Below are 21357 nucleotides of genomic sequence, written 5' to 3' on the forward strand. Positions count from 1 at the left end.
CACCGGTGACCGAGGGAGCGCGTTCGATCCAGCGCACCTACCTGCTGCTGACCTTGCTCAGCACTCTGGCCGCTTCATTCATATGGGGGATCAACACCCTCTTTCTGCTGGATGCCGGGCTCACCCCCACGAGTGCGTTCGCCGCCAACGCCTCGTTCACCCTGGGCATGGTCCTCTTCGAGATTCCCACCGGTGTGGTGGCCGACACTCGCGGCAGGAGGTCCTCCTTCCTCCTGGGCACCGGCACGCTGCTGGTTTCGACCCTCCTCTACCTGCTCATGTGGAGCATCGAGGCGCCGTTCTGGGGCTGGGCCATCGTCTCGGCCATGATCGGCCTCGGATTCTCCTTCTTCTCGGGTGCCGTAGAGGCGTGGTTGGTCGATGCTCTCACCGCCACCGGATTCACCGGGAGTCTCGAGACGGTCTTCGGCAAGGCCCAGAGTGTCGCCGGGGTGGCGATGCTCACCGGAACCGTGGCAGGCGGATTGATCGCCCAGGCGACCACGCTGGCAGTGCCCTACATCGTGCGGGCGGTGGTCCTCGGGATCACCCTGGCGGTCGCCTTTCGTGCAATGAAGGACCTCGGGTTCCGGCCCAACCGTGAGACCGGGCCGATCGCCGAGGTCAGACGGATCCTGCGCTCATCCGTCGACGGCGGCCTGCGCCTACCCCAGATCAGGTGGATGATGCTCACCTCGCCGTTCCTGATGGGAGTGGCGATCTACTCCTTCTACGCCCTCCAACCCCACCTGCTGGACCTCCATGGTGACGATACGGCGTACTGGGTGGCGGGACTTGCCGCCGCCCTGCTCGCCGCCGCCCAGATTGCAGGAGGACTGTTCGTCCCAGCGGTTCGCCGGATCTTCGCAAGGCGTTCGACTGCCATCGCATCGGCCGTGGCTCTGGGGTCCATCGCCCTGGCCGGAATCGGGGTCACCGAGCACCTGGGCGTCGCCCTCGTCCTGGTGGCGATGCTGGGGGTCGCCCTTGCTGCCGCCACACCACTCCGACAGGCGTACCTGAACGGTCTGATCGGATCCGACGCCAGGGCGACCGTCCTCTCGTTCGACGCCCTCCTGGGTTCGGCGGGGGGCGTGGTCACCCAGCCGGCGCTGGGACGATCGGCCGACGCGTTCGGGTACGGGACCTCCTACTTGATCTCGGCCGGAGTACTTCTGGCATCCATGCCGTTCCTCGTGCTTGCGCGCCGATCCGGGTCCCCGAGTGACGTTGCGACCTCCGCCAGGCGCCCGGCCTGATACTGGATCTGCCTACTCAGGCCTCGACCAGGGCACCGAGCGCATCGACCAGCCGCCGCCGTGCCTCCTCGGCAACCCCGGCCATGGCCGGATCGGCGACCAACTCGGCCATGATCGAAGGCTCGATCACCTCCACGCGGGTTCCCTCAGCCGTCTGGTGGATGATCACGTTGCACGGGAGAAGCAGCCCGACCTGCGGGTCGATCGCCAGCGCCCGGGACGCCAGATGCGGGTTGCAAGCCCCCAGGATGCGATAGGGCTCCCTGGCGACCCCCAACTTGGCCTCGAGGGTCGCGGCGACATCGATCTCCGTGAGTATCGAGAACCCCTGCTCGGACAGTGCCGCTCGAACGGCAGCCTCCGCCTCGTCGATACCGAGTCGGGTGGCCACTCCGATGCCATAGCGCGTGATGTCCATGGCGGCCACGGTAGCCACGGAACCGTCGATGGCCTCCGGCGAGGCGTCACGGCAGGATCCCGACGCCGATGCCCCGACGCCTGCCTTCACCAGCCGGCTGCACGACCACTGCCGGTTGGCCCTGCATCGCCCTGCTGCTCCGGTTAGGGTCCCGCCCGGGAAGATCGAACAACTGGGAGGAGGAAGCCCGATGGCAACCGTCACCGGGGAGAAGTCGTCGTTCTTGGACCGCTACTTCAAGATCTCGCAACGGGGATCGACGGTGGCGACGGAGGTGCGTGCCGGCCTGACCACGTTCCTGGCCATGGCCTACATCATCTTCGTCAACCCGGCGATCCTCTCCAACGCCATCGACTTCGATGGGGCGTTCCCGCAGCTGCTCACGGTGACCTGCATGGCGGCCGCCTTCGGGACGCTGATCATGGCGCTGTGGGCCAACCTGCCCTACGCCCTGGCGCCGGGGATGGGCCTCAACGCCTATTTCACATACACGGTGGTGCTGACGCTCGGCTACGAGTGGCAGACGGCACTCGGTGCCGTGTTCCTGTCCGGGGTGATGTTCCTGATCGTGTCTCTGACCGGTCTGCGCACCTTCATCCTCGACTCGATACCTCTGTATCTCAAGCACGCCATCACGGCCGGGATCGGAGCCTTCCTGGCGATCATCGGGTTCCAGGGTGCCGGGTTCATCGGTGACAGCCCGGCGACCCTGGTCACGCGTGGCGACTGGACCGATCCGATCCTGTGGCTGGCAGGGGGCGGGCTCCTGCTCACCGCGGCCCTGGTTGCCAAGCGGGTTCCCGGCGCCCTGATCATCGGGATCGGCGCGATGACGGTGGTGGCGATACTGACCGGTGCCGAGGTGTACCAGGGTGCCGAGTTCCCAGGCTTCACCGATGGGATCTTCGGGTTCACCTGGCCGAGCGACCTGATCGGCGCCCTCGACATCGGAGCCGCCCTCAAGACCGGCGTGCTGAGCGTGGTGTTCACCTTCCTGTTCGTCGACTTCTTCGACACCGCCGGGACCCTGATCGGACTCTCGGACAAGGCGGGGATGCTCTCCGAAGACGGGAAGATGGAGGCCCCGATGGCGGCGTTCACCGCAGACGGCGCCGCCACCACGGCGGGCGCCCTGCTCGGGACCTCGTCGACCACGACCTACATCGAGTCGGCGGCCGGGATCGAAGAGGGCGGCCGCACCGGGCTGACCTCACTGGTGACCGGCGTCCTCTTCCTGCTGGCGATCGGACTCTCGCCACTCGCCACTGTCATCCCGGCGGTGGCGACCGCCCCGGTGCTGATCGTCATCGGGGCGATGATGATGACCGGTGCGGCGAAGGTGGACTGGAACGACTACCGGACCTCCATTCCCGCATTCCTGGCGATCGTCGGAATGCCTTTCACCTACTCGATAACCGATGGCATCAGCCTCGGGATCATCGCCCACACGGTGATCCACGCAGCCACCGGAAAGCACCGCGAGGTGCATCCGGCGATGTACGTGCTGTCGGTGCTGCTGGTGTGGCGGTTCTTCGTGGTCGGCTGAGCACGCCGATGAAACCGTTTGGGGCGGTCCGGAAGGGCCGCCCCAAACGCGTGCGGGGAATCCCTGCGTCGCCGGTGGGGTTGGGGACCACGTGCCGGCAGTCACCGTTCCCGATGTCCTCGCCCTCCCCCGGATCGCCCCACCAGGCGACACCGTCGAGCGCCAGGTGGTCTCGGTCACCACGGCACCGCTGGGCTTCGAGGGCGAGGGCTTCCCGGTTCGACGGGCCTTCGCCGGAGTCGACCTCTCGCTGATCGATCCGTTCATCCACCTCGACCAGATGGGTGAGGTGGAGTACGCCCCCGGAGAGCCGAAGGGCACTCCGTGGCATCCTCATCGCGGGTTCGAGACGGTCACCTACATGCTCGACGGCATCCTCGAGCATCAGGACTCCGAGGGCGGCGGCGGAGTCATCACCGACGGCGACACGCAGTGGATGACCGCCGGATCCGGGATCCTTCACATCGAGCGACCGCCGGAGCACCTGGTGCTCTCGGGAGGCTTGTTCCACGGCTTCCAGCTGTGGGTCAACCTCCCGGCCAAGGACAAGTTCCTGCCTCCGCGCTACCAGGACATCCGTGGCGGCAGCGTCGGCCTCCTCACCACCCCGGACGGCGGCGCCCTCCTTCGGCTGATTGCCGGAACGCTCGACGGGCACTCCGGACCGGGCGAGACGCACACTCCGATCACGATGATCCACGCCACGATCGCCGCCGGGGCTCGGGTCCGGCTTCCATGGCGCGACGACTTCAACTCGCTCGCCTACGTTCTCGCCGGGCACGCCCTCGCCGGCGAGGAGCGACGCCCGGTCGCCGCCGGCCAGCTGGCGGTGCTGGCAGGGCGAGGAGCGGTGACGATCGCCGCCGAAGAGCGCCAGCAGACCTCGGGAAGCATCGACGTGCTGCTCCTTGGAGGTCGGCCGATCGGCGAACCGGTCGCCTGGTACGGCCCGTTCGTCATGAACACCCGAGCGGAGCTGGTCCAGGCCTTCGAGGACTACCAGGCGGGCCGGCTGGGCCGCATCCCCCACGCCGACCCGAGGGAGCCCCCGCCTGCCTGACGCAGGCTCCTCCCGCTAGCGTCGCCCCACATGGGACCGAAGCCGGGCGCCGGAGGATTCGCCGAAGTCGTGGTGGGTGTCGAGCACCTCGCCACCACGCTCGGCTCGGGCTCTGTGGAGGTGCTGGGAACTCCCGCCGTGGTTGCCCTCTGCGAGCAGGCCACGATGACCGCCCTGGAGGGCCTCCTTCGACCCGGCGAGACCACCGTGGGGATCAGGGTGGTGCTCGACCACCTGGCGGCCGTGGGCCCCGGCGCAACGGTCGAGGCCCGGGCCTCGCTGGAGAAGGTGTCGGGGCGCAGGTTCTCCTTCGGCGTCGAGGTGAGCTCCGGCGACCGGCTCCTCGCCGTCGGGGAGATCGTCCGACACCGGGTCGATCGGCAACGCTTCGAGAAGGGACTGGGGTGATGGTGCGGCGGAAGGCGCTATTCGTAGGCGTCGGGGCCGTGATCGCCTTCTTCGGCGTGATGTGGGCGCTGTCGCTCGGCGGCTACCCCGGAGGGCCCGACGAGTGCATCGCCCGCGGCGACTGCTACTGCGAAGCCATCGGACCCGGTGTCGACGCCCAGCCGGCCAACGCGTGGTCGAACCTGGGGTTCGTCGCCGTCGGACTGCTCGTGCTCGGTGCCTCCGGGCGCCGGCGCAGTGGCTCGGGCCGGATGTCGGTCGACGACCGGTACCCCGCTCTCTACGGCGCCATCGCCGTCTTTCTCGGGCTGGGATCGTTCGCCTTCCATGGCTCGATGCGGGCTTGGGGCGGGTTCCTCGACGTGCAGTCGATGCACGCCTTCCTCGCCTTCATCCTCGCCTACGACCTGGCCCGAATCCACGATGGTGCCTGGCGATGGTTCCTCGCCTGGTACGCCACTCTCCTCACCTTCTTCACCCTGCTCATCGCCCTGGTGCCACCCGAACACGGACGCACCCTGTTCGGCGTCTTCGTGATTGTCACCCTCGGCGTCGAAGCGGCGGTCTCATACCCCGCCCTTCGGCCCTGGGCGCCCCGGCGGCTCGACCCACGCCGCATGCCCTGGTTCTGGGCGGGCCTGGGATCGTTCGCCGTCGCCTTCGTCGTGTGGAACCTGTCGCGCGACGCCGGGCCCTGGTGTGAGCCCGACAGCCTGCTCCAGGGCCATGCCCTGTGGCATCTGCTCTCAGCCGTCTCGGTGGTGTGCTTCTACCGCTACTTCCTTGGTGAAGGAGAGCCGCCCGCCGCCGATCAGACGAGTGTGTCCCAGTCGACGGCGACATCCTGATCGTTCGAGCGGTTGACGGCCACATCCACCGTGGCACCCGGCCCGACCTTGCCGTAGATGGCGATCGGAACCCGATGTCCGACCTTGGCCGGGAAGGGCTCCCGACCGGGAAGCTTGACGTCCATCTCGATCAAGAACACCCGGTCGTCCTCGTTCGGCGAGCCCTCGGAGACGACACCGAGATCCGAGATGTCACCGAGGTCGGTCGCCGCCCTGATCGTCGCCGTGCCGCGACGCCCGGTTCGCAGCAGATCGGCGGCGCTGCTCACCTCGAAGGTGGGCTTGCTCGGCTGGGGTGTCTGTGGGGCGCCGGGCGCCTGAGAGAAGTCGATGGCGACGTTGCGCCTGGTCTCGGAGTCGGCGATCACCGAAACCGTGGCCCCCGGTACCACCGCCCCCATCACCAGACGCGGCAGGATCTGCTTGATCCCGACGGTGAATGGCTCTTCGCCCTCGAGGGTCACCTCCAGGTCGAAACGGACGACCGGGTTCTCGTTGATCGTCACCCCGGTGTCCCCCATGGCCTGCACCACCGCCGTTCCGCGAACACCGGTCGCTGCCAGGTCCTTGGAGACGCCGCTCACCTTGCCGATCGAGCGGGCGATCGAGGTGAGCACGAACCCCGGGATCACGAGGGAGAGGGCGATCACGCCGAGAGTCCCGCGAGCGTCACCCGAGGCGAACACTGCGCCGACGCCCGCACCCAGCGCCATCAGTAACAGCAGCCTCCCGACACCGCCCAGTCCGTTGAGAAAACCAGTCATCGGTACTCCCCTTTCGGTGATAAGACGGTACCGGCTCGGGAGCGGACGCGCCTACCCCGTTAGCCTGCCGGTCGTGGTCACCGAGCCCCTGGTCCGGGTGCAGGGCCTGGAGAAGTCGTACCGGCGCGGCAGGCGGATCGTTTCCGCTCTGAGCGGCGTCGACCTGATCGTCCCAAGAGGCGAGCTGCTGCTGGTGATGGGTCCGTCCGGAGGCGGCAAGTCGACCCTGCTCAACCTGATCGGTGGGCTGGACAGCCCCGACGGCGGCACGATTCGTGTCGCCGGCTGCGACGTCACCGGCGAGTCGGGCCGGGGCCTGGACCGCTACCGCAGGGATCACATCGGGTTCGTTTTCCAGTTCTTCAACCTGATCCCCACCCTCGACGCCCGCGACAACGTGGCGCTGGCACTGCTGGCCCGCGCAACGCCGTGGCGGGAGTCCAGAAGGAAGGCGGAGGAACTGCTCGAGTCCCTGGGACTCGGCGAACGACTCGGTCACACTCCGGCCGAGATGTCGGGTGGAGAACAGCAGCGGGTGGCAATCGCCCGGGCGATCGCCGGTGATCCCGTCCTGCTCCTCGCCGACGAGCCGACCGGCGACGTCGACGCGGTGACCACCGCCTCGATCATGGAGATGCTGGTCGGTCTCAACCGGAGTCGCGGGTTGACCATCGTCGCCGTCACCCACGATCCTGCGCTCATCGAGTATGCCCATCGAGTGGTGACCCTGCGCGACGGGAGGCTCGAGGGGTGACGCTGCTCCGCCTGGCCTGGGCCGACGCCGCCGCCGACCGGATGCGCAGCCTCCTCCACCTGGCCGCCCTCATCCCCATCGTCGTCGCCTACCTGATTCTGATGGCGGTAGCGGGTGGCCTGCGCGCCGAGGCGGTCACTGGCGGCAACCTGGTGTTGCTCTCCCCCAACGCCCTCGATCCTGCTGCCGGCCGCCTCGATCCGTCGGTCCTGACGATGGCCGAAGCGACGGTGGCCGGCGACGCCGCGGTGGCGCCCATGATCTTTCGCCCGATCCGGATCGATGATCGTGTGATGCAGCTGCGGGCGGCACCGTTCTCCACCTGGGAGACGGTGCACGGACTGGCCCTGCTCGATGGCCGGTGGCCGGGATCCGGCGACGAGATCGCCATCACCGAAGGGGCATCGATCGCAACAGGGTGGACGGTGGGCTCGACCGTGGAGGTGTTCGGGACCGAGTTTGCGGTGTCGGCCCTGGTGAGGGCGTCCGGCACCAAGTTCGCCTCGGTGTGGATGCGGTTCGACCGTGCCCAGGACCTGTTCGAGGGGATGTCGGGGGTCCAGATGATCACCGTCGCCCCCCGGCCCGGCGTCGACGTCGCCACCCTGCGATTGCGACTCGAGGCGGTCGCCGGCAGCGACTTCTCGGTGTACGAGGAGACGATCCTCGCCGAGGAGCAGGGCGCTCGCCAGGGTGCCGCATCCAGCCTGGCGATCGTGTCCACGATCATCGCCCTCGCCGCCCTCACCTTCGCCGCGTTCAACCTGGCCTCCCTGATGCTCACCGAGCGCCGTCGCGACCTCGGCATCGCCCAATCACTTGGATTCGACCCACGATCGCTGGCGGCGCTGACCACCGTTCGAGCATGTCTGCTCACGCTGATCGGCCTGTCCATCGGGGCGCTGGCGGCCTGGCCCGTCCTGGCGGCGGCAGGCACGACCACGATTCGATCGCTCGTATTCGAGCCCTCGGTGTCGTCCGGAGCCTGGATCGCAGGCTCGGTGCTCGCCCTGGCCGCAACGGCGGCGGGCACCCTGCTGGCACTACGCCGCCCGCTCCGCCTGCCGGTGCGGGCGCTCCTGGTTCAGCGATGATTCCGGCCCTTCGCCTCGCAGCCGCCGACTTCCGTTTCCGGGGTCCCGTACTCTTCGGCGCCACGATGCTGGCGGCGGTCCCCCTGACCGGCATGCTGCTCCTGCACGCCTTCGCCGCCGGGATCGATGCCGACTTCGCCGAGGTGGCCTCTGGGGACCTGATCGTCCAGGAGGCGAACAGCGTCGGCGAGATCACCGGGAGCCGGATCCCCGAGTCGGTCGGGGTGGACCTGATCGCCGCCGGCGCCGCCTTCGCCATTCCCGAGATCCACGCAGTGGCCGGATCCTCAGCCGGTGATGCCATCCTGGTTCGTGGCATCGATCCGGCACGCTATCGATCGGTCACCGGTTTCGAAATGGTGGCCGGGAGCGCCCTGGGGCCCGACGACCTCCCGGGCACTGCCATGCTGGGGGTGGACCTGGCCGAGGCCCGCCTGGTGACCGCCGGTGATGCCGTCTCGGTCAGGGGCCGCATCTACCCGATCGTGGGCGTGTTTCGGACCGGCACCTATGCGGACAACGAGATCTGGCTCTCGCTCGGCGACGCCCGAAGCCTCCTCGGCTGGGACGAAGGGGTGTCTCTCTTCGTGATCCCCGGCGACGGTCCGATCGAGGAAGGTGACTCGTTTCCCGGACCGCTGGGCGTCGCCCGGCGCGGTGACTTCGTGACCCTTGCCGGCGAGTGGGACCCGGTGTTCGCCCTGGCCGACCTGGCCAACGCTGCCCTTGCCGCAGCGTCCGGGACAGTGATCGCCGCCGTGCTCTGGCGAAATGCACGGATGCGGGGGCGGGACCTGGCGGTGCTGCGCTCCATCGGGATGGGCCGCTCGGTCACGGTCCTGTACCTGGTGCTGGAGGGCACCGCCATCGCCGCCCTCGGGCTCGCCACGGCGATCCTGGCAGCCAGGGCCATGGGGGCGGTGGTCGCCGTCGATGGTCTCGGCCTGACGATCGGCGCGGTCTTCGACTCCGGCGGTATCGTGCGGGCGGCGACCGTGACCGCGGCGGTCCTGGTAGTCGCCGTGGTGACGGCGGCCACCGGAGTCCTGCGGGCCCGGCCCGCCGACCTGCTACGTGTCGACTGAAGGAGTGTCCCGATGGCCCGGTCCGCGACGATCCTGCTGGTGCTGACCCTGGTGCTCGTTTCCTGTGGTGACGACATCGACGCTCCCCTCTTCTCGTCGAACCCACCACAGTCGACGCTCCCGGGCGAAACCTCGGGCACGACCTCCACCGGAGGCGAGGGATCCACCACCACCACCGACGGCAACGGAAGCATCGGTGACATCGGAGACCTGGCCGCTGCGCCGCTTCCGATCCAGGAAGGGCTGGGGACCTTCGACAACTACGAGTGGCACATGGAGCTCTCGACCATCGGCCCGAGCGCCGCCGAGACTTCGATCACGACCACGGACTGGGCGTTCAATCGTGACCCCGAGTCCCGGCTCTCACGCACCTCGATGACCCAGACGGGCCCCGACTTCGAAGGCGCCGAGGAGTCGATCACCGAGCTCTACCAGGTGGGCAACGAGTCCTGCCAGTGGGACGGCGAGTCCTGGACCTACGAGGCGGCCACCCCGCAGCAGCGCGAGGCCCTGGAGGCCATGCAACGCCTCTTCGACATCAGCATTGTCCCCGAGAATCCGGTCGTGGTCGGCGAGGAGCCGATCGCAGGAATCGACGCCGTCCACTACCGGTTCAGCGTGTCCGGGTTCGGATCGGAGTCGGGCGCTCTGGTGACCGACAATCAGGTGGACTACTGGATCGCCAAGGGCACGCGGGTGCTGCTCAAGTACGAGATCGTCCTCGACAGCCGCTCCGGTCCCAGCGACGATCCCGCCGCCGAGGTCTTCCGGATCGAAGCCTCGGCCGAGCTGCGCAGCGCCAACGTCCCGGTGGCGGTCACCCTCTCGCCTGACTGCCTGGCGCTGGCGACCGGCTGAGGTCCGCTGGCGCCGGAGCCGCATCAGAGGGTCCTGCGGGTGGCCTCCAGGTACCGCTTGATGGCGGCGAACTGCCCATCGCCGTCCAGTCCCGCCTCGTGCACCACCATCTCCCCGGAGCCGCTGCCCAGGTAGTGGCCGCCATGGAAGGGATGGAGGGTGTGGGCCCTTCCCAGGTCGCTGCGCACCCAGCGATACATCGTGGGAAGCGTGAAACCGGTGATCCCAATGGCCCGCTGCGAGATCTCTTCGGGGAACACCTCCCGGCGTTCCTCGGGAGGACGCCGATCGAACAGCTCGGCACTGGTCACCAGGAACACCTCGAGATCGATGCCGGCCGCCTCGAGCAGCGGCATCGTCTCCACGACGAATGCGTAGGCGACCTCCGAGCCCTGTATCACCAGATGGCCGTCAGGAGTACCGGCCGATGTGCGCAGCCGGTACAGACCGCCGGCGGCGGCGGCGGCCGGAGCCAGACCCAGGCCCTCACGATCGGGAACCCGCTCCGAGGGTCGGGTGACGAAGGGCACGATCACGGATGGGCGCGCCTCCAGGGCGGCTGCCAGCAGCGGCCACACCTCGGAGGGCTCCCACGGCGTCAGGGTGACCGCAGTCCCGGCTACGAAGTTCTCCTGATACAACTGCAACGCCTGCGGATCGGCATGGGTGGGGCCGTCCTCCCCGGTCTTCATCCCGGCGTGACCGCTCACCAGGATCACCGGATGCAGCGGACCGGGATCGGTCTGCTGGCGCATCTGGTCGGAGATGGCGTGCACCCTCGCCGCGATGTGGCCGAGAGGTGCGATGAAGGCCCCATAGGAGGCACCGGCACCCATGTGGTGACCGAAGCCCGAGACCCCGGTCATCACCGCCATCAGCCCGTCCTCGCAGATGCCGAACGGCAGCGTGCGCGACCCCGGATTGGAGATCATGTCGTATGGACCGGGATCAAAGCCGGCAGCGGCGTCGGCGATGGCCGTCGAACCGAGCAGGTCGGCGGCGGCGATGAGGATCGCCCCTCCCGACCTGGTGTTGAGGTATCCGAGCGCCTTCCCCAGCTGCTGCCGGAGCGCGATGGCGCTGCCCGATTCCAACATCAGCCCGGCGGGGGTGGCCGCAGGTTCGAGGCCCTCGAAGACGGCCTCCACCCGGGGGGCATCGGGGCGCGGCTTGCGTCCCCGATCGTCGAGGCGGCGTCCTGTCGCCTCGACCCGGCTCGCCACCTCCCCGGTCACCGGATCGTCGCCGAGCATCCGGCGGATATTCTGCAGGGTCGACCAGTAGGCAGCCTCGACGGCGACGGGGTCTTTCGGGTCATACCTGGGCAGTTCGATGTCGCCGAACAGGGGCCTCACCGACTCCTGGTAACCGTCGGATCCCATGGCGTGGCCACCCCCGTGGGATCGCCGCCCTTCGATCCCGTAGCGCCACCCCTTGACGGTCCGGTAGACGATGGCGGTCGGCTGCCCGGTCTCGATCCCGGCGACCAGACGCTGGGCGGCGATCACCTGTCCGAAGTCGAACCCGTCGGCGACCTCGATCACGTTCCAATCGTGGAGATGGAAGAACTCCATCGGATCCCACTGCACGTACTCCCCTGGCCGATCGCCCTCGCGGGTCACGAACTCGGAGTCGATCGACGCCTGATTCCAATCGAGGTGGATCACGGCGTTGCGCAGCCTGGCGGAGCCGGCGAAGGCCACGGTCTCGGTCACCCTGCCCGGCGTCAGCCCCCCCTCCCCCTCGAGGATGTGGACCATTGGCGAATCCGAGGGGTGGAGATCGGCTGCGGCCATCGCCAGGCCCAGAGCCGAACCGACCCCGACGCCCGACGGGCCGGTGGCGATCTTCACGAACGGTGTGGCCGGTGTGGGATGACCGTCGAGGGCCTTGGATCCGAACTCCCTGAACAGCGGCGTGGACTGAGTCGGATTGCGCCGGAACCCGAGCAGATCCTCGAGGCGAAGGCGCAGACGATCCTCGCCGGGGAGCAGGCAGGGGGCCTGGAGCCGCACCGCCTCGTCGCGTAACGCCAGCGTGGCGTATAGGCCGAGAGCCTTGTGGCCGGCGGCGAAGGCGATGATGTCGGCGTCGGAGCGAACCGGATCGCCGATCTGGTACTCCATGGAGTCGAGGAGCAGGGCGGTGATGATCCTCCCCGCCGAGATCGACCCTCCAGGATGGCCGGACTGGGTGAAGTTGAACATCACCGAGACCAGGGTCCGGTAGTAGAGGTCGTACCGCTCCAGGGTTGCGATCGCTGCCCGATCGACACCGTCGGCGGCGCCGTCGACCTTCAGCCAGACGGCGCGTCGCGGCCCGAACGAAGGGCTCATGATCGGCACCTCACAGCGTCAGACGCCTCGCCGAGCCCACGAACTCCTTGAAGCCGACGGCGTCCGAGGCGGCGGCGGCGATCCGCTCCATCGCCTCGGTGAGTTCCCGATCGCCGGTGGCGATGGAGATCCGCAGAAAGTGCTCCCCCTCGGAGCCGAGCACGCCGAACGAACGCCGATCCATGGTGGCCACCCGATGGTGATGGAGCAGGAAGAGCTGGAACAGAGTGGCCGGAGACGACCGACCTCGAACCTCGGCCGGCAACGAGGCGAAAAGGCCGGGTGCGTCCAGTGCGTCGAGTGCCCCGGCCACGTTGGGAAACACGTAGAAGGCCCCGCGCGGGTTCTGGCAGGTGATTCCCGGGATTTCGTTGAGCGCACCCACCACGAGGTCGCGGCGCCGTTGGAAGGCAGCGACCATGGCGGCGATCTCGGGGGCCGACTCAGGCGACTCCAGGGCCGCCTTGACGCCCAGCTGGTTGTAGGGAGGAATCGACGCGAAGTAGTTGATGTTCAGCGTCCGCTGCACCTTCGCCTCCTCCACGGTGGGGAAGACGCCCCACCCGATCCGGCCTCCCGTCCAGGAGTAGGTCTTGGAGGCGCCGGAGGCGATGATGGTGCGCCCCTCCATCCCGGGCAACGAGGAGATGGAGACGTGCTCGGCTCCGTCGAACACGATCGCCTCGTACGCCTCGTCCGAGTACACGCGCACCTCTGGCCCGGTGCGCTCCAGGATGACGGCGGCGATCTCGGCGAGGCGCTCTCTGGAGGCCACCCCGCCGGTCGGGTTGGAGGGGAAGTTGAGGAAGATCAGCTTGGTGCGAGGCGTTATCAGGGCCGCCAGGTCGTCGCCCGAGAAGTCGAACCCGGTCTCCTCACGCAGCCGCAGCGGGACCGGTACGGCGTCGAGGTACTCGACGAACGACTCGAAGAGCGGGTAGCCGGGCGAGGGATAGATGACCTCGTCTCCCGGCTCGACGTAGGCGTGTTGGGTCAGCCCGATCGGGGGGCGACCGCCGGCGTAGACCACGACCCGCTCCGGATCGACCTCGAGACCGCGATCCTCACCGACCCGCCGAGCGATCGCCGACCTCACCTCGGGGAGGCCCTGCGGATCGCAGTAGGTGGTGTGTCCCGCCCGGATGGCGGCGACCACGGCCTCGGCGATGTGGGCGGGAAGGGGGAAGTCGGGCTGGCCGAGATTGCACCTGATCACCGGTCCCGCCTCGGCCTCGACCTCGGCGATGCGGGCGCCGAGAGCGAACGCCGGCTCGGTCCCGATGCGCCCCACGCGCCCGGCAAAGAGCGAGTGTTCCATTGCTTCCTTTCCGGCACCCGACATCGGAGGGAACCGACCGATCAGGTTACCCGCCCGGGGCGCCCGCGGTCGGCGGCGCCAGGCCGGAGACGACGACCCCGATCACGGCCTCGATCAGTTCTGCCGGCTCGACCTGGATCACAGGTGACAGGCTCTCCGCCTGCATCAGGACCAGGACGGCTCCGTGTACCGCAGCCCACATGGCGACAGCCAGTGCCATGGCATCCTGGTCGCCGCGCACCGTGCCGGCGGCCATGCCCTCGATGATGGTCCCCACCACCAGGGTGAATGCGCGTACCCCCGGGTCGTCGGATCCGGCATCGTCGGGTGGCGCCACCCCGCCCCCGAACAGGACCCGGTACTCGGCGGGGTGGGAGAGGCCGAACTCGACGTAGGCCCGACCCATCTTCCGCAGGCGATCGATGGCATCCCCGCCGCCCTGGGCGGCCTGCCTCAGCGATGCCTCGAAGCGGGTGAAGCCGCGGGCGCACGTCTCGAAGAAGACCGACGCCTTGTCCGGAAAGTGGAGGTAGATCGAAGGGGGCGATACGTCGACGGCCTTGGCGAGCGCCCTGATCGAGACCGCCTCCACCGAGCCCTTCTCCAAGAGGAGCCGCTCGGCGGCGTCGAGGATCTCCTGACGCAGCAGGTCGCCTTCACCCTTGCGGGCGCGTCGGCGCGGGGTCACCGCTCACCCGCCGACTCGCTGATCCCGAACCTGGCGTGAACTCGCTTCATCCAGCGCGGCGCCCACCAGTTGGCCTCGCCGGCGAGCCTCATGAACGCCGGGACCAGGGTCGCCCGCACCACGAAGGCATCCACCAGGACCGCCAGGGTCATCCCCACGGCGAACATCTTCATGAACGCAACCGACGAGGTGGCGAAGGCGATGAACACGATCGAGATGAGCAGGGCTGCCGCCGTGACGATGCGCCCGGTGCGCTCCAGCCCGCGAGCCACCGCAGCTTCGTTGCCGACACCGCCGTCGTACTCCTCCTTTATCCGGGAGAGGAGGAACACCTCGTAGTCCATGGAGAGCCCGAAGGCGATGCAGAAGATCAGGATGGGCATGGTGATCTCCAGCGACCCGGTCGGTGTGAACCCGAGAAGCCCGGACAGGTTCCCGTCCTGGAACACCCACACCAGCGCCCCGAAGGTGGCCGACAAGGAGAGGACGTTCAGCACCAACGCCTTGGCCGGCACCACCACCGATCCGAACATGAGAAAGAGGAGCAGGAACGTGGCCAGGCCGATGAGCCCGAGGACCAGGGGGAGATCTCCGAACAGCGAGTCCTTGGTGTCGACCAGGAAGGCACTCACCCCGGTCACCTCGACTGGGACACCGGACTCCAGCGCCCGGATCTCACGCACCACGGCCTCCGCCTCCTGCGACGAAGGCGCAACGCCGAGGATGGCGGCGAAGTAGGTGCCCGCATCGGATGAGAACCGGGCGTGGGCGGGGGTCGCCGGTAGCACCAGGACGCCACCGAGGTAGGAACCGGTTGCCGTGTCCACCCGCGACACACCGTCGAGTCTCGACAGGGTGGCGGCGTATTCGCCTATCGCCTCCTCGTCGAAGACGCCGGCGGCGATCACGTCCACCGGGGACGACTCCGATCCGCTGAACTCGGAACGCAGGACGTCGCCGGCGATACGCGATGGTGAGGACTCCGGAAGCATTCGATCGTCGGCCTGGCCCAGCTCCACCCGAAGGAACGGCGATCCCAGGACCACGAGGAGTGTCAGGGCAGCGGCGGCGACCGGAATCGGCCGGCGCATCACGAAGGTGGCGATGCGGTGCCAGGTTCCGGTCTCGACGGCGGTCGATCTGACTCGGCGGACTCGCAGCCGCTCCACGCCAGGCCCGAGCAATGAGAGGATCGCCGGCAGCACGATGACGGCGCCGACCGCCGCCATGGTGACCACGGCGATGCCGGCGTATCCGAAAGACCGAAGGAAGGCGAGGTCGAAGACGATCATTGCTGCCAGCGAGACGGCGACGGTCCCTGCCGAGAACAGCACGGTCCTTCCGGCGGTCCGTACCGTCGCCACCACCGCATCCGGCGTCGACAGGCCCGCCGCCAGCTCCTCGCGGAATCGGGAGACGATGAACAGGGAGTAGTCGATCGCCAGACCGAGGCCGAGGGCGGTGGTGAGGTTGAGGGCGAAGATGGAGACCTCGGTCAAACCGCTCAGAATCTGCAGGATGAGGAAGGTGCCGACGATGGCAAGGCCGCCGATCGCAAGGGGCAGCGATGCGGCGACCACCCCCCCGAAGATGACGAGGAGGAGCAGCGCCGTCACCGGGAAGGCGATCAGCTCGGCTCGCGCCAGGTCGGATTCGGTGGTCTCCTGCACCTCTGCGAACAGGGGGCCGAACCCGCCCACGAGGACTTCGAACGAGCCCTGGGTGCCCCGATACTCCTCGGCGATGACTGCGGCGTGGTCGAGCACCTCACCCTGATCGCCCTCGATCGAGACCAGGATCAACGCTCGGTCGCGCCCGAAGGAGCGCAGCGGCGGCGGGCTGCCCATGGACCAGTAGGAGGAGGCCGCGGTCACCCCGTCCTCGGCTGCCAGGTGCTCGGTGAGAGCCAGGCCTTCGGCGACGAGAGCCGGATCGTCGACGTCGCTCCCCGGCGGGACGGTGAGGATCAAGATCGCAGCCGGGTCGGAGACACCGAACTCCTCGGCGAGTCGATCGGCTGCGATGCTCGACTCGGAGTCCGGATCTTCGAAACCACCGTTGGAGAGGGACGATGCCACTCCGCCCCCGATGGCTCCGGCGAGGGCCATGAAGACGATCGCCCCGAGCACCACCGCCCACCGAAACCGGACCACGAACCTGCCCAGCGCCGACATACGAGTCTCCCCTCACTTCATCGATTGATAGCGTCGCTAAGTTATCGGCGTTCGGTAACTCTGTCAAGCCCTGCCGTTCTGCCCTGTCGGAGTCGCCGTGGTCGGGCAAAATTGGGGCGAGGAGAGGAGCGGAGAGTGGACGATCGCTGGGAAGAGTTCTCGGTCAGGGGCGAGGAACTGCTCGCCAAGGTCAAGGAGTTGGTCCGCGAGGGCAACGTGCGAAGGCTGGTGATCGCCGACGCCGATGGGCGCACGCTGGTGGAGTTTCCGCTGACGATCGGCGTGGTCGGGGCACTGCTGCTGCCGATGGCGGCCGCCGTGGGCGCCATCGCCGCCGTGGTCACCGATTGCACGATCCGGGTCGAGCGACGCCACGATGCCGATGGGGGCGAGTCCTGACGAGCGAGTCGCAGGAACCGGGGGATCGCTCCGGCCGTCCAACCGAGGACGAAACGGAGGAGCGATGACCGCAACCCACCCGCTGACCGCCCTGCTGCTCGCCTCCACCCTGGCGCTGGCCGCCTGTTCCGGGGGCGGCGACGACGCGGCGAACACGACGATGGCGACGGCGGGCTCCTCCGGGCAAGTGACCGAACAACCATCCTCGGACAACGATTCGGAGGGTGACGCTCGCGAGCCAGCAGCGCCCGGAACCGACGCCATGGCCACCGTCCTGGTCAGCGGCATCGAACGGAGCATCGTCTACACCGCCGCCATCGAGGTCGAGGTCACCGATGTGGGCGCCGCCGTGGCCCAGGTCCAGGCGGCCGTCGCCGACCTGGGCGGAATCGTCTTCGGCCAGGAGACGACGACCGGAGACCAGCCTCGGTCGGTGCTCACGATCAAGGTCCCGCCGAACCGATTCTCCGAGGCCATGGAGAGGCTGGGAGGCGTCGGACGGCTGATCCGACAGTCGGTGACAGCCGACGACGTCACCGAGCGAGTCGTCGACCTGGAGAGCCGCATCGCCACCGCCGAGGCCAGCGTCGCCCGGCTGCGTGCCCTCTTCGAGACGGCGGCCACCGTCGAGGACGTCGTCGAGATCGAGGCGGAGCTGCTCACGCGCGAGACCGACCTGGAGCTGCTGCGGGGGCAGCTGCGTACCCTCGTCGATCAGGTGGCCCTAGCGACGATCGTGATCGTCCTCGGCGAACCCCAGCCGGCCCCGATGATCGAGGTCGTGGAGACCGTCTACCCCGGTCACGACGGTGGGACCGGGTGCCCGGGATCCCGGAACGAGATAACCCTGGAAGAGGGCGAGGAGGTCACCTTCTGCTTCACCGTGGTGAACACCGGCGACACCACCCTCGCCGAGATCGCCGTGTCCGACGACGGGCTCGACGCCGATCACTCCGACCTCATCGCCGTCTCCGGGGACCCCGAGGCTCCTCTGGCTCCGTCAGATCGCCTCATCCTCGCATTCGAGACCGAGGCCGATCCCCGGAACTGGACTGCGCCCCAGGTGTCCGCCACAGCCATCGACGAGGAGGGGGCTCCCCTCTATGTCGAGGTGGAGACCTCGACGACGCCGGCCTCGCCCCACGTCGTCGAGGACACCTCCCTGCCTGGCTTCACCGATGCCTTGAAGTCGGCCTGGGAGTCGCTGCAGTGGCTGGTGGGAGTGGCGGTCATCGGCGCCGGCGCCGCGGTGCCTTTCCTCTGGGTGCCACTGGTGCTCGCGGGTCTGTGGTGGTGGCGCAGGCGCCGTTCGACGGACGACGGATAGGAACCGTTACCAGGACTCGGTAGGCCACGCCGCCACATTCGCCGGGGTGCACTGAAGCGGCGCCGACTGGCCGTAGCGGTCGCCTGCCGAGGACGAGTGGTACATGGAGAACCACGCCCCATCCTGGGTGCTGGCGAACAAGCACACATCGAGATCCTCCCGGCCCACCTCGGACGCAACCACGATCGTCCCATTCGCTCCGTCGAGCGAGTACTGCAGGTTTGGTTCGAGAGCGGTCAAGGTGATGGCGTCGGAGCTGAAGGCACCGGTCTCGAGATGGAGAAGCGCCTGGACCTTGACCGCCGTGACCAGGTCGAGCTGCACGCCGCGCGCCTCGGCCTGCCGCTGCACGCCTCGGTAGGAGACGAGGCCGATGGTGAGTAGGACGGCGACTATCGCCACCACGACGACCATCTCGACCAGCGTGAACCCCGAGTCTTCTCTCCGACGCATGGCGTCGCCCTCCATCCGCAACGGCGTGAGCCACCGCATCGGCAGGGTGCCTCCACAACTTGAACCCTTGCCTGTGGGTAGCAATACTCCTCCGGTCGAACACCCCGCTCGCCCCGAGGACGGTGATGAGAGAACCGAGGTCGGCTCACGACGCCAGGCTGGTCGATCGCTTCCGCGTCGCCGCCTTCCTCGGCGTACTCGGAACCGGCGCCGCCGCCTTTGCCGGGCTGACCTTGATGGCAGCGGATCCGGCGACCGGGACTTCGGCACAACGAGTCCTGGACAGAGTGGTCACCGCAGGCGCGGCGATCGGAGCCGTCTCGCTGGCGGGTGCCGCCATCTACGCCGAGGTCCACAACCTGTGGCGCTTCACGTCCCCGTGGCTGCGCTGGACGGCCTGGGCCGTGCCGCTCGCTCTCCTCGGCGCGGCCCTGCTGCGCTGACCACGAACGGCGATACGCTGCGCGCATCAGCCGAGAGGAACACCCGGTGGGAGAGACGGCGCGACTGTTGATCGCCAGCCCCGACGACACGGGGCTCATCGCCGCCGTCTCCGGCTTCATCGCCGATCATGGCGGCAACATCGTCGATGCGGATCAGCACACCGACATCGAGGCCGGGAAGTTCTTCATGAGGGTCGAGGTGGAGGCGGCCGGCTTCGGTCTGACCGCGGAGGAGTTCGGGGCGGCATGGTCCCCGGTGGCCGATCGCCACTCCATGCGCTGGCGGGTGCGATGGACCGGGACCCGATCGCGGGTGGCGATCCTGGTCGGCCGCGAGGGCCACTGCCTGGCCGATCTGTTGTGGCGCTGGCGCACTGGAGAACTGGATGCGGACATTCCCTTGGTCGCCTCCAATCATCCCGATCTCTCCGGGTTCGTGGAACCCCACGGCATCCCCTATCACCACCTCCCGGTGACGCCCGGGAAACGCGACTCCCAGGAGGCTCATCTGGCCTCACTTCTCGACGAGGCGCGGATCGACCTGGTCGTGCTTGCCCGATACATGCAGGTTCTCGGGCCCGAACTCGTGGGGCGATGGCAGCATCGCATGATCAACATCCACCACGGCTTCCTTCCCGCCTTCGCCGGAGGACGCCCCTATCACCAGGCTCACGAACGGGGCGTGAAGCTGATCGGGGCGACCGGTCACTACGTGACCGAAGACCTCGACCAGGGGCCGATCATCGCCCAGGCGACCACCACCGTTCGGCATCACGACACCGTCGAGGACATGGTGCGCAAGGGCCGAGACCTGGAACGCGTCGTCCTCGCCGAGGCGGTCCGGCTGCACCTCGAGGATCGCATCCTGGTGTCGGGAAACCGGACCGTGGTGTTCGAGTAACCGGTCGGTGTTGGGGAGGCTCGCGACACAGGTCTCCCAGCGCTAACCGCCCGGGGTGAGCACCCGTGCGGTCAGGACCCCCTCGATGGAGCACACGCCGGCGAAGACGCCCTCGCCGAACGGACCGTCCACGTCGACGATCGTGTAGGCGAGATCACCGCGAGATGCGTTGAGCATCTCGCGAATGTTCAGCCCGGCGTTGGCCACCTCCTGAGAGATCTGGCTGACCATCCCGGGCACGTTGCTGTTGGCCACCACCATCCTCACCCCCCCGCCGAACGGAAGGTTGGCGTCGGGGAAGTTGACCGAGTGCCGCACGACGCCCTCCTCCAGGTAGGCGCGCAAGCTGTCGGCCACCATCGCCGCCGAGTTCTCCTCGGCCTCGGCCGTTGACGCCCCCAAGTGGGGAAGGGCGATCACACCGGAGTGGTCCTTCAATGCCCCGGTGGGAAAGTCGGTGACGTACGCTTGCAGGTCGCCCCTGTCGAGTGCCGCCGCGACCGCCGACTCGTCGACGATGCCCTCCCTCGCGAAGTTGAGCAAGACCGCCCCGCGCCTCATCCACGCCAGCAGCCGTTCATCGACCATGCCTTTCGTGCTCTCCATGAGCGGGACATGGAGGGTCACCACATCGGCATCGGCACACAGCGTGTTGAGGCTGGCCGCCTGTTGCACACCGGCCGACAGCTGCCAGGCCCGGGTGACCGAGATCGCCGGATCGAACCCGATCACCCTCATGCCCAGCGCCAGGGCGGCGTTGGCCACCTCGACCCCGACGGCGCCGAGCCCCACCACGCCCAGGGTCTTCCCGGGCAACTCGAACCCGACGAACCGCTTCTTGGCCGTTTCGACCTCTTCGGCGAGAGAAGGCGACGATGCGTCGAGCCCGCGAACGAACTCCCACGCCGGCAGGATCCGTCGCGCCGACATGAGCATTCCGGCGATCACCAACTCCTTGACCGCGTTGGCGTTGGCGCCGGGGGCGTAGAACACCGGCACCCCGCGGCGACTGAGGGCGGCGACGGGGATGTTGTTCACACCCACCCCGGCCCGGCCGACGGCCAGCACCGACTCGGGGATGTCCATGGTGGTCATGTCCGCAGACCGAACCAGGATGGCGTCGGGATGGGTGGCCGACCGGTCGACCGTGTAGCGATCTGCCGGCAGCCGCGCCAGACCGGCAGGGGAGATCTCGTTGAGGGTGAGGATGGTGAAGGGCATCGA

At 68.3% G+C, this 21357-nt stretch carries 21 protein-coding genes; 13 read left to right on the top strand and 8 right to left on the bottom strand.

Features of this window, described 5'->3' with window-relative positions; genetic code table 11:
- Positions 1–5 precede the first annotated feature (5 nt).
- Positions 6–1259, top strand: coding sequence for an MFS transporter (locus tag QY307_03925; GenBank protein ID WKZ83401.1), 1254 nt, complete (start codon positions 6–8; stop codon positions 1257–1259).
- 16 nt (positions 1260–1275) lie between these two features.
- Here QY307_03925 and QY307_03930 read toward each other — a convergent pair whose 3' ends face one another.
- Complete coding sequence (locus QY307_03930) at positions 1276–1677, bottom strand: DUF302 domain-containing protein (protein WKZ83402.1); 402 nt, start codon at positions 1675–1677, stop codon at positions 1276–1278.
- A 190-nt stretch (positions 1678–1867) separates the two neighbouring features.
- On the opposite strand from QY307_03930, the gene QY307_03935 reads away from it, so the two are divergent.
- The 4 genes from QY307_03935 (at position 1868) to QY307_03950 (ending at position 5539) form a co-directional block, all read left to right on the top strand.
- On the top strand, positions 1868–3223 hold the full coding sequence (locus QY307_03935; GenBank protein WKZ83403.1) for an NCS2 family permease: 1356 nt from the start codon (positions 1868–1870) through the stop codon (positions 3221–3223).
- Positions 3224–3314: 91 nt separating this feature from the next.
- Positions 3315–4283 carry a pirin family protein gene (locus QY307_03940; protein WKZ83404.1) on the top strand — a complete coding sequence of 323 codons (969 nt, stop codon included), beginning with the start codon at positions 3315–3317 and terminating at the stop codon, positions 4281–4283.
- A 30-nt stretch (positions 4284–4313) separates the two neighbouring features.
- Positions 4314–4691 (top strand): hotdog domain-containing protein, encoded by a 378-nt coding sequence (locus QY307_03945; protein ID WKZ83405.1) that lies wholly within the window; start codon positions 4314–4316, stop codon positions 4689–4691.
- The gene (locus QY307_03950) at positions 4691–5539 is read left to right on the top strand and encodes a ceramidase domain-containing protein (GenBank protein ID WKZ83406.1); all 849 of its coding nucleotides are present in this window, start codon (positions 4691–4693) and stop codon (positions 5537–5539) included. Before QY307_03945 ends, QY307_03950 begins: the two co-directional genes overlap by 1 nt.
- Here QY307_03950 and QY307_03955 read toward each other — a convergent pair.
- Positions 5503–6303, bottom strand: coding sequence for a hypothetical protein (locus QY307_03955; GenBank protein WKZ83407.1), 801 nt, complete (start codon positions 6301–6303; stop codon positions 5503–5505). The genes QY307_03950 and QY307_03955 overlap by 37 nt on opposite strands.
- Positions 6304–6391: 88 nt before the next feature.
- On the opposite strand from QY307_03955, the gene QY307_03960 reads away from it, so the two are divergent.
- From QY307_03960 to QY307_03975, 4 genes are read left to right on the top strand one after another with little or no spacing between them, the layout of a single operon-like run.
- Positions 6392–7057, top strand: a complete 666-nt coding sequence (locus QY307_03960) for an ABC transporter ATP-binding protein (protein ID WKZ83754.1) — start codon at positions 6392–6394, stop codon at positions 7055–7057.
- Positions 7054–8151, top strand: coding sequence for a hypothetical protein (locus QY307_03965; protein WKZ83408.1), 1098 nt, complete (start codon positions 7054–7056; stop codon positions 8149–8151). The genes QY307_03960 and QY307_03965 overlap by 4 nt, the downstream gene beginning before the upstream one ends.
- Positions 8148–9236, top strand: a complete 1089-nt coding sequence (locus QY307_03970; GenBank protein ID WKZ83409.1) for a hypothetical protein — start codon at positions 8148–8150, stop codon at positions 9234–9236. Before QY307_03965 ends, QY307_03970 begins: the two co-directional genes overlap by 4 nt.
- Before the next feature lie 12 nt (positions 9237–9248).
- Complete coding sequence (locus tag QY307_03975; protein WKZ83410.1) at positions 9249–10094, top strand: hypothetical protein; 846 nt, start codon at positions 9249–9251, stop codon at positions 10092–10094.
- A 23-nt stretch (positions 10095–10117) separates the two neighbouring features.
- On the opposite strand, the gene QY307_03980 is transcribed toward QY307_03975, so the two are convergent.
- The 4 genes from QY307_03980 to QY307_03995 are packed head-to-tail and all read right to left on the bottom strand — an operon-like array spanning position 10118 to position 16610.
- Positions 10118–12430, bottom strand: coding sequence for a hypothetical protein (locus QY307_03980; GenBank protein WKZ83411.1), 2313 nt, complete (start codon positions 12428–12430; stop codon positions 10118–10120).
- Between the two features lie 10 nt (positions 12431–12440).
- Positions 12441–13748 (bottom strand): aminotransferase class I/II-fold pyridoxal phosphate-dependent enzyme, encoded by a 1308-nt coding sequence (locus tag QY307_03985; protein WKZ83412.1) that lies wholly within the window; start codon positions 13746–13748, stop codon positions 12441–12443.
- Positions 13749–13794: 46 nt separating this feature from the next.
- A complete protein-coding gene (locus QY307_03990) occupies positions 13795–14436 on the bottom strand; it encodes a TetR/AcrR family transcriptional regulator (protein ID WKZ83413.1) in 642 nt (213 codons plus the stop codon).
- Complete coding sequence (locus QY307_03995) at positions 14433–16610, bottom strand: MMPL family transporter (protein WKZ83414.1); 2178 nt, start codon at positions 16608–16610, stop codon at positions 14433–14435. Before QY307_03995 ends, QY307_03990 begins: the two co-directional genes overlap by 4 nt.
- A 135-nt stretch (positions 16611–16745) precedes the next feature.
- Here QY307_03995 and QY307_04000 point away from each other — a divergent pair, with 135 nt between their 5' ends.
- Together QY307_04000 and QY307_04005 are read left to right on the top strand one after the other, a co-directional pair.
- Positions 16746–17009, top strand: coding sequence for a DUF4342 domain-containing protein (locus QY307_04000; GenBank protein WKZ83415.1), 264 nt, complete (start codon positions 16746–16748; stop codon positions 17007–17009).
- 64 nt (positions 17010–17073) lie between these two features.
- Positions 17074–18336, top strand: a complete 1263-nt coding sequence (locus QY307_04005) for a DUF4349 domain-containing protein (GenBank protein ID WKZ83416.1) — start codon at positions 17074–17076, stop codon at positions 18334–18336.
- A gap of 6 nt (positions 18337–18342) precedes the next feature.
- Here the strand turns inward: QY307_04005 and QY307_04010 are convergent, their stop codons facing one another.
- Positions 18343–18789 carry a prepilin-type N-terminal cleavage/methylation domain-containing protein gene (locus QY307_04010; GenBank protein WKZ83417.1) on the bottom strand — a complete coding sequence of 149 codons (447 nt, stop codon included), beginning with the start codon at positions 18787–18789 and terminating at the stop codon, positions 18343–18345.
- Positions 18790–18914: 125 nt separating this feature from the next.
- Between QY307_04010 and QY307_04015 the strand changes: the two genes are divergently transcribed.
- A complete protein-coding gene (locus QY307_04015; GenBank protein ID WKZ83418.1) occupies positions 18915–19232 on the top strand; it encodes a hypothetical protein in 318 nt (105 codons plus the stop codon).
- 46 nt (positions 19233–19278) lie between these two features.
- The gene (gene purU / locus QY307_04020) at positions 19279–20133 is read left to right on the top strand and encodes a formyltetrahydrofolate deformylase (GenBank protein ID WKZ83419.1); all 855 of its coding nucleotides are present in this window, start codon (positions 19279–19281) and stop codon (positions 20131–20133) included.
- Between the two features lie 42 nt (positions 20134–20175).
- On the opposite strand, the gene QY307_04025 is transcribed toward purU, so the two are convergent.
- Complete coding sequence (locus QY307_04025; GenBank protein ID WKZ83420.1) at positions 20176–21354, bottom strand: 3-phosphoglycerate dehydrogenase family protein; 1179 nt, start codon at positions 21352–21354, stop codon at positions 20176–20178.
- Positions 21355–21357 lie beyond the last annotated feature (3 nt).

The sequence above is a fragment of the Acidimicrobiia bacterium genome, assembly GCA_030584185.1.
GTDB lineage: Bacteria > Actinomycetota > Acidimicrobiia > Spongiisociales > UBA11373.

Excerpts from the sequence above, each read along its gene's own strand:
- QY307_04005 (WKZ83416.1), top strand. The coding sequence starts at position 17,074 with ATGACCGCAACCCACCCGCTGACCGCCCTGCTGCTCGCCTCCACCCTG.
- QY307_04010 (WKZ83417.1), bottom strand. The coding sequence starts at position 18,789 with ATGCGTCGGAGAGAAGACTCGGGGTTCACGCTGGTCGAGATGGTCGTC.
- QY307_04025 (WKZ83420.1), bottom strand. The coding sequence starts at position 21,354 with ATGCCCTTCACCATCCTCACCCTCAACGAGATCTCCCCTGCCGGTCTG.
- QY307_03995 (WKZ83414.1), bottom strand. The coding sequence starts at position 16,610 with ATGTCGGCGCTGGGCAGGTTCGTGGTCCGGTTTCGGTGGGCGGTGGTG.
- QY307_03930 (WKZ83402.1), bottom strand. The coding sequence starts at position 1,677 with ATGGACATCACGCGCTATGGCATCGGAGTGGCCACCCGACTCGGTATC.
- QY307_03975 (WKZ83410.1), top strand. The coding sequence starts at position 9,249 with ATGGCCCGGTCCGCGACGATCCTGCTGGTGCTGACCCTGGTGCTCGTT.
- QY307_03945 (WKZ83405.1), top strand. The coding sequence starts at position 4,314 with ATGGGACCGAAGCCGGGCGCCGGAGGATTCGCCGAAGTCGTGGTGGGT.
- QY307_03980 (WKZ83411.1), bottom strand. The coding sequence starts at position 12,430 with ATGAGCCCTTCGTTCGGGCCGCGACGCGCCGTCTGGCTGAAGGTCGAC.
- QY307_03970 (WKZ83409.1), top strand. The coding sequence starts at position 8,148 with ATGATTCCGGCCCTTCGCCTCGCAGCCGCCGACTTCCGTTTCCGGGGT.
- QY307_03950 (WKZ83406.1), top strand. The coding sequence starts at position 4,691 with ATGGTGCGGCGGAAGGCGCTATTCGTAGGCGTCGGGGCCGTGATCGCC.
- QY307_04015 (WKZ83418.1), top strand. The coding sequence starts at position 18,915 with ATGAGAGAACCGAGGTCGGCTCACGACGCCAGGCTGGTCGATCGCTTC.
- QY307_03955 (WKZ83407.1), bottom strand. The coding sequence starts at position 6,303 with ATGACTGGTTTTCTCAACGGACTGGGCGGTGTCGGGAGGCTGCTGTTA.
- QY307_03985 (WKZ83412.1), bottom strand. The coding sequence starts at position 13,748 with ATGGAACACTCGCTCTTTGCCGGGCGCGTGGGGCGCATCGGGACCGAG.
- QY307_03935 (WKZ83403.1), top strand. The coding sequence starts at position 1,868 with ATGGCAACCGTCACCGGGGAGAAGTCGTCGTTCTTGGACCGCTACTTC.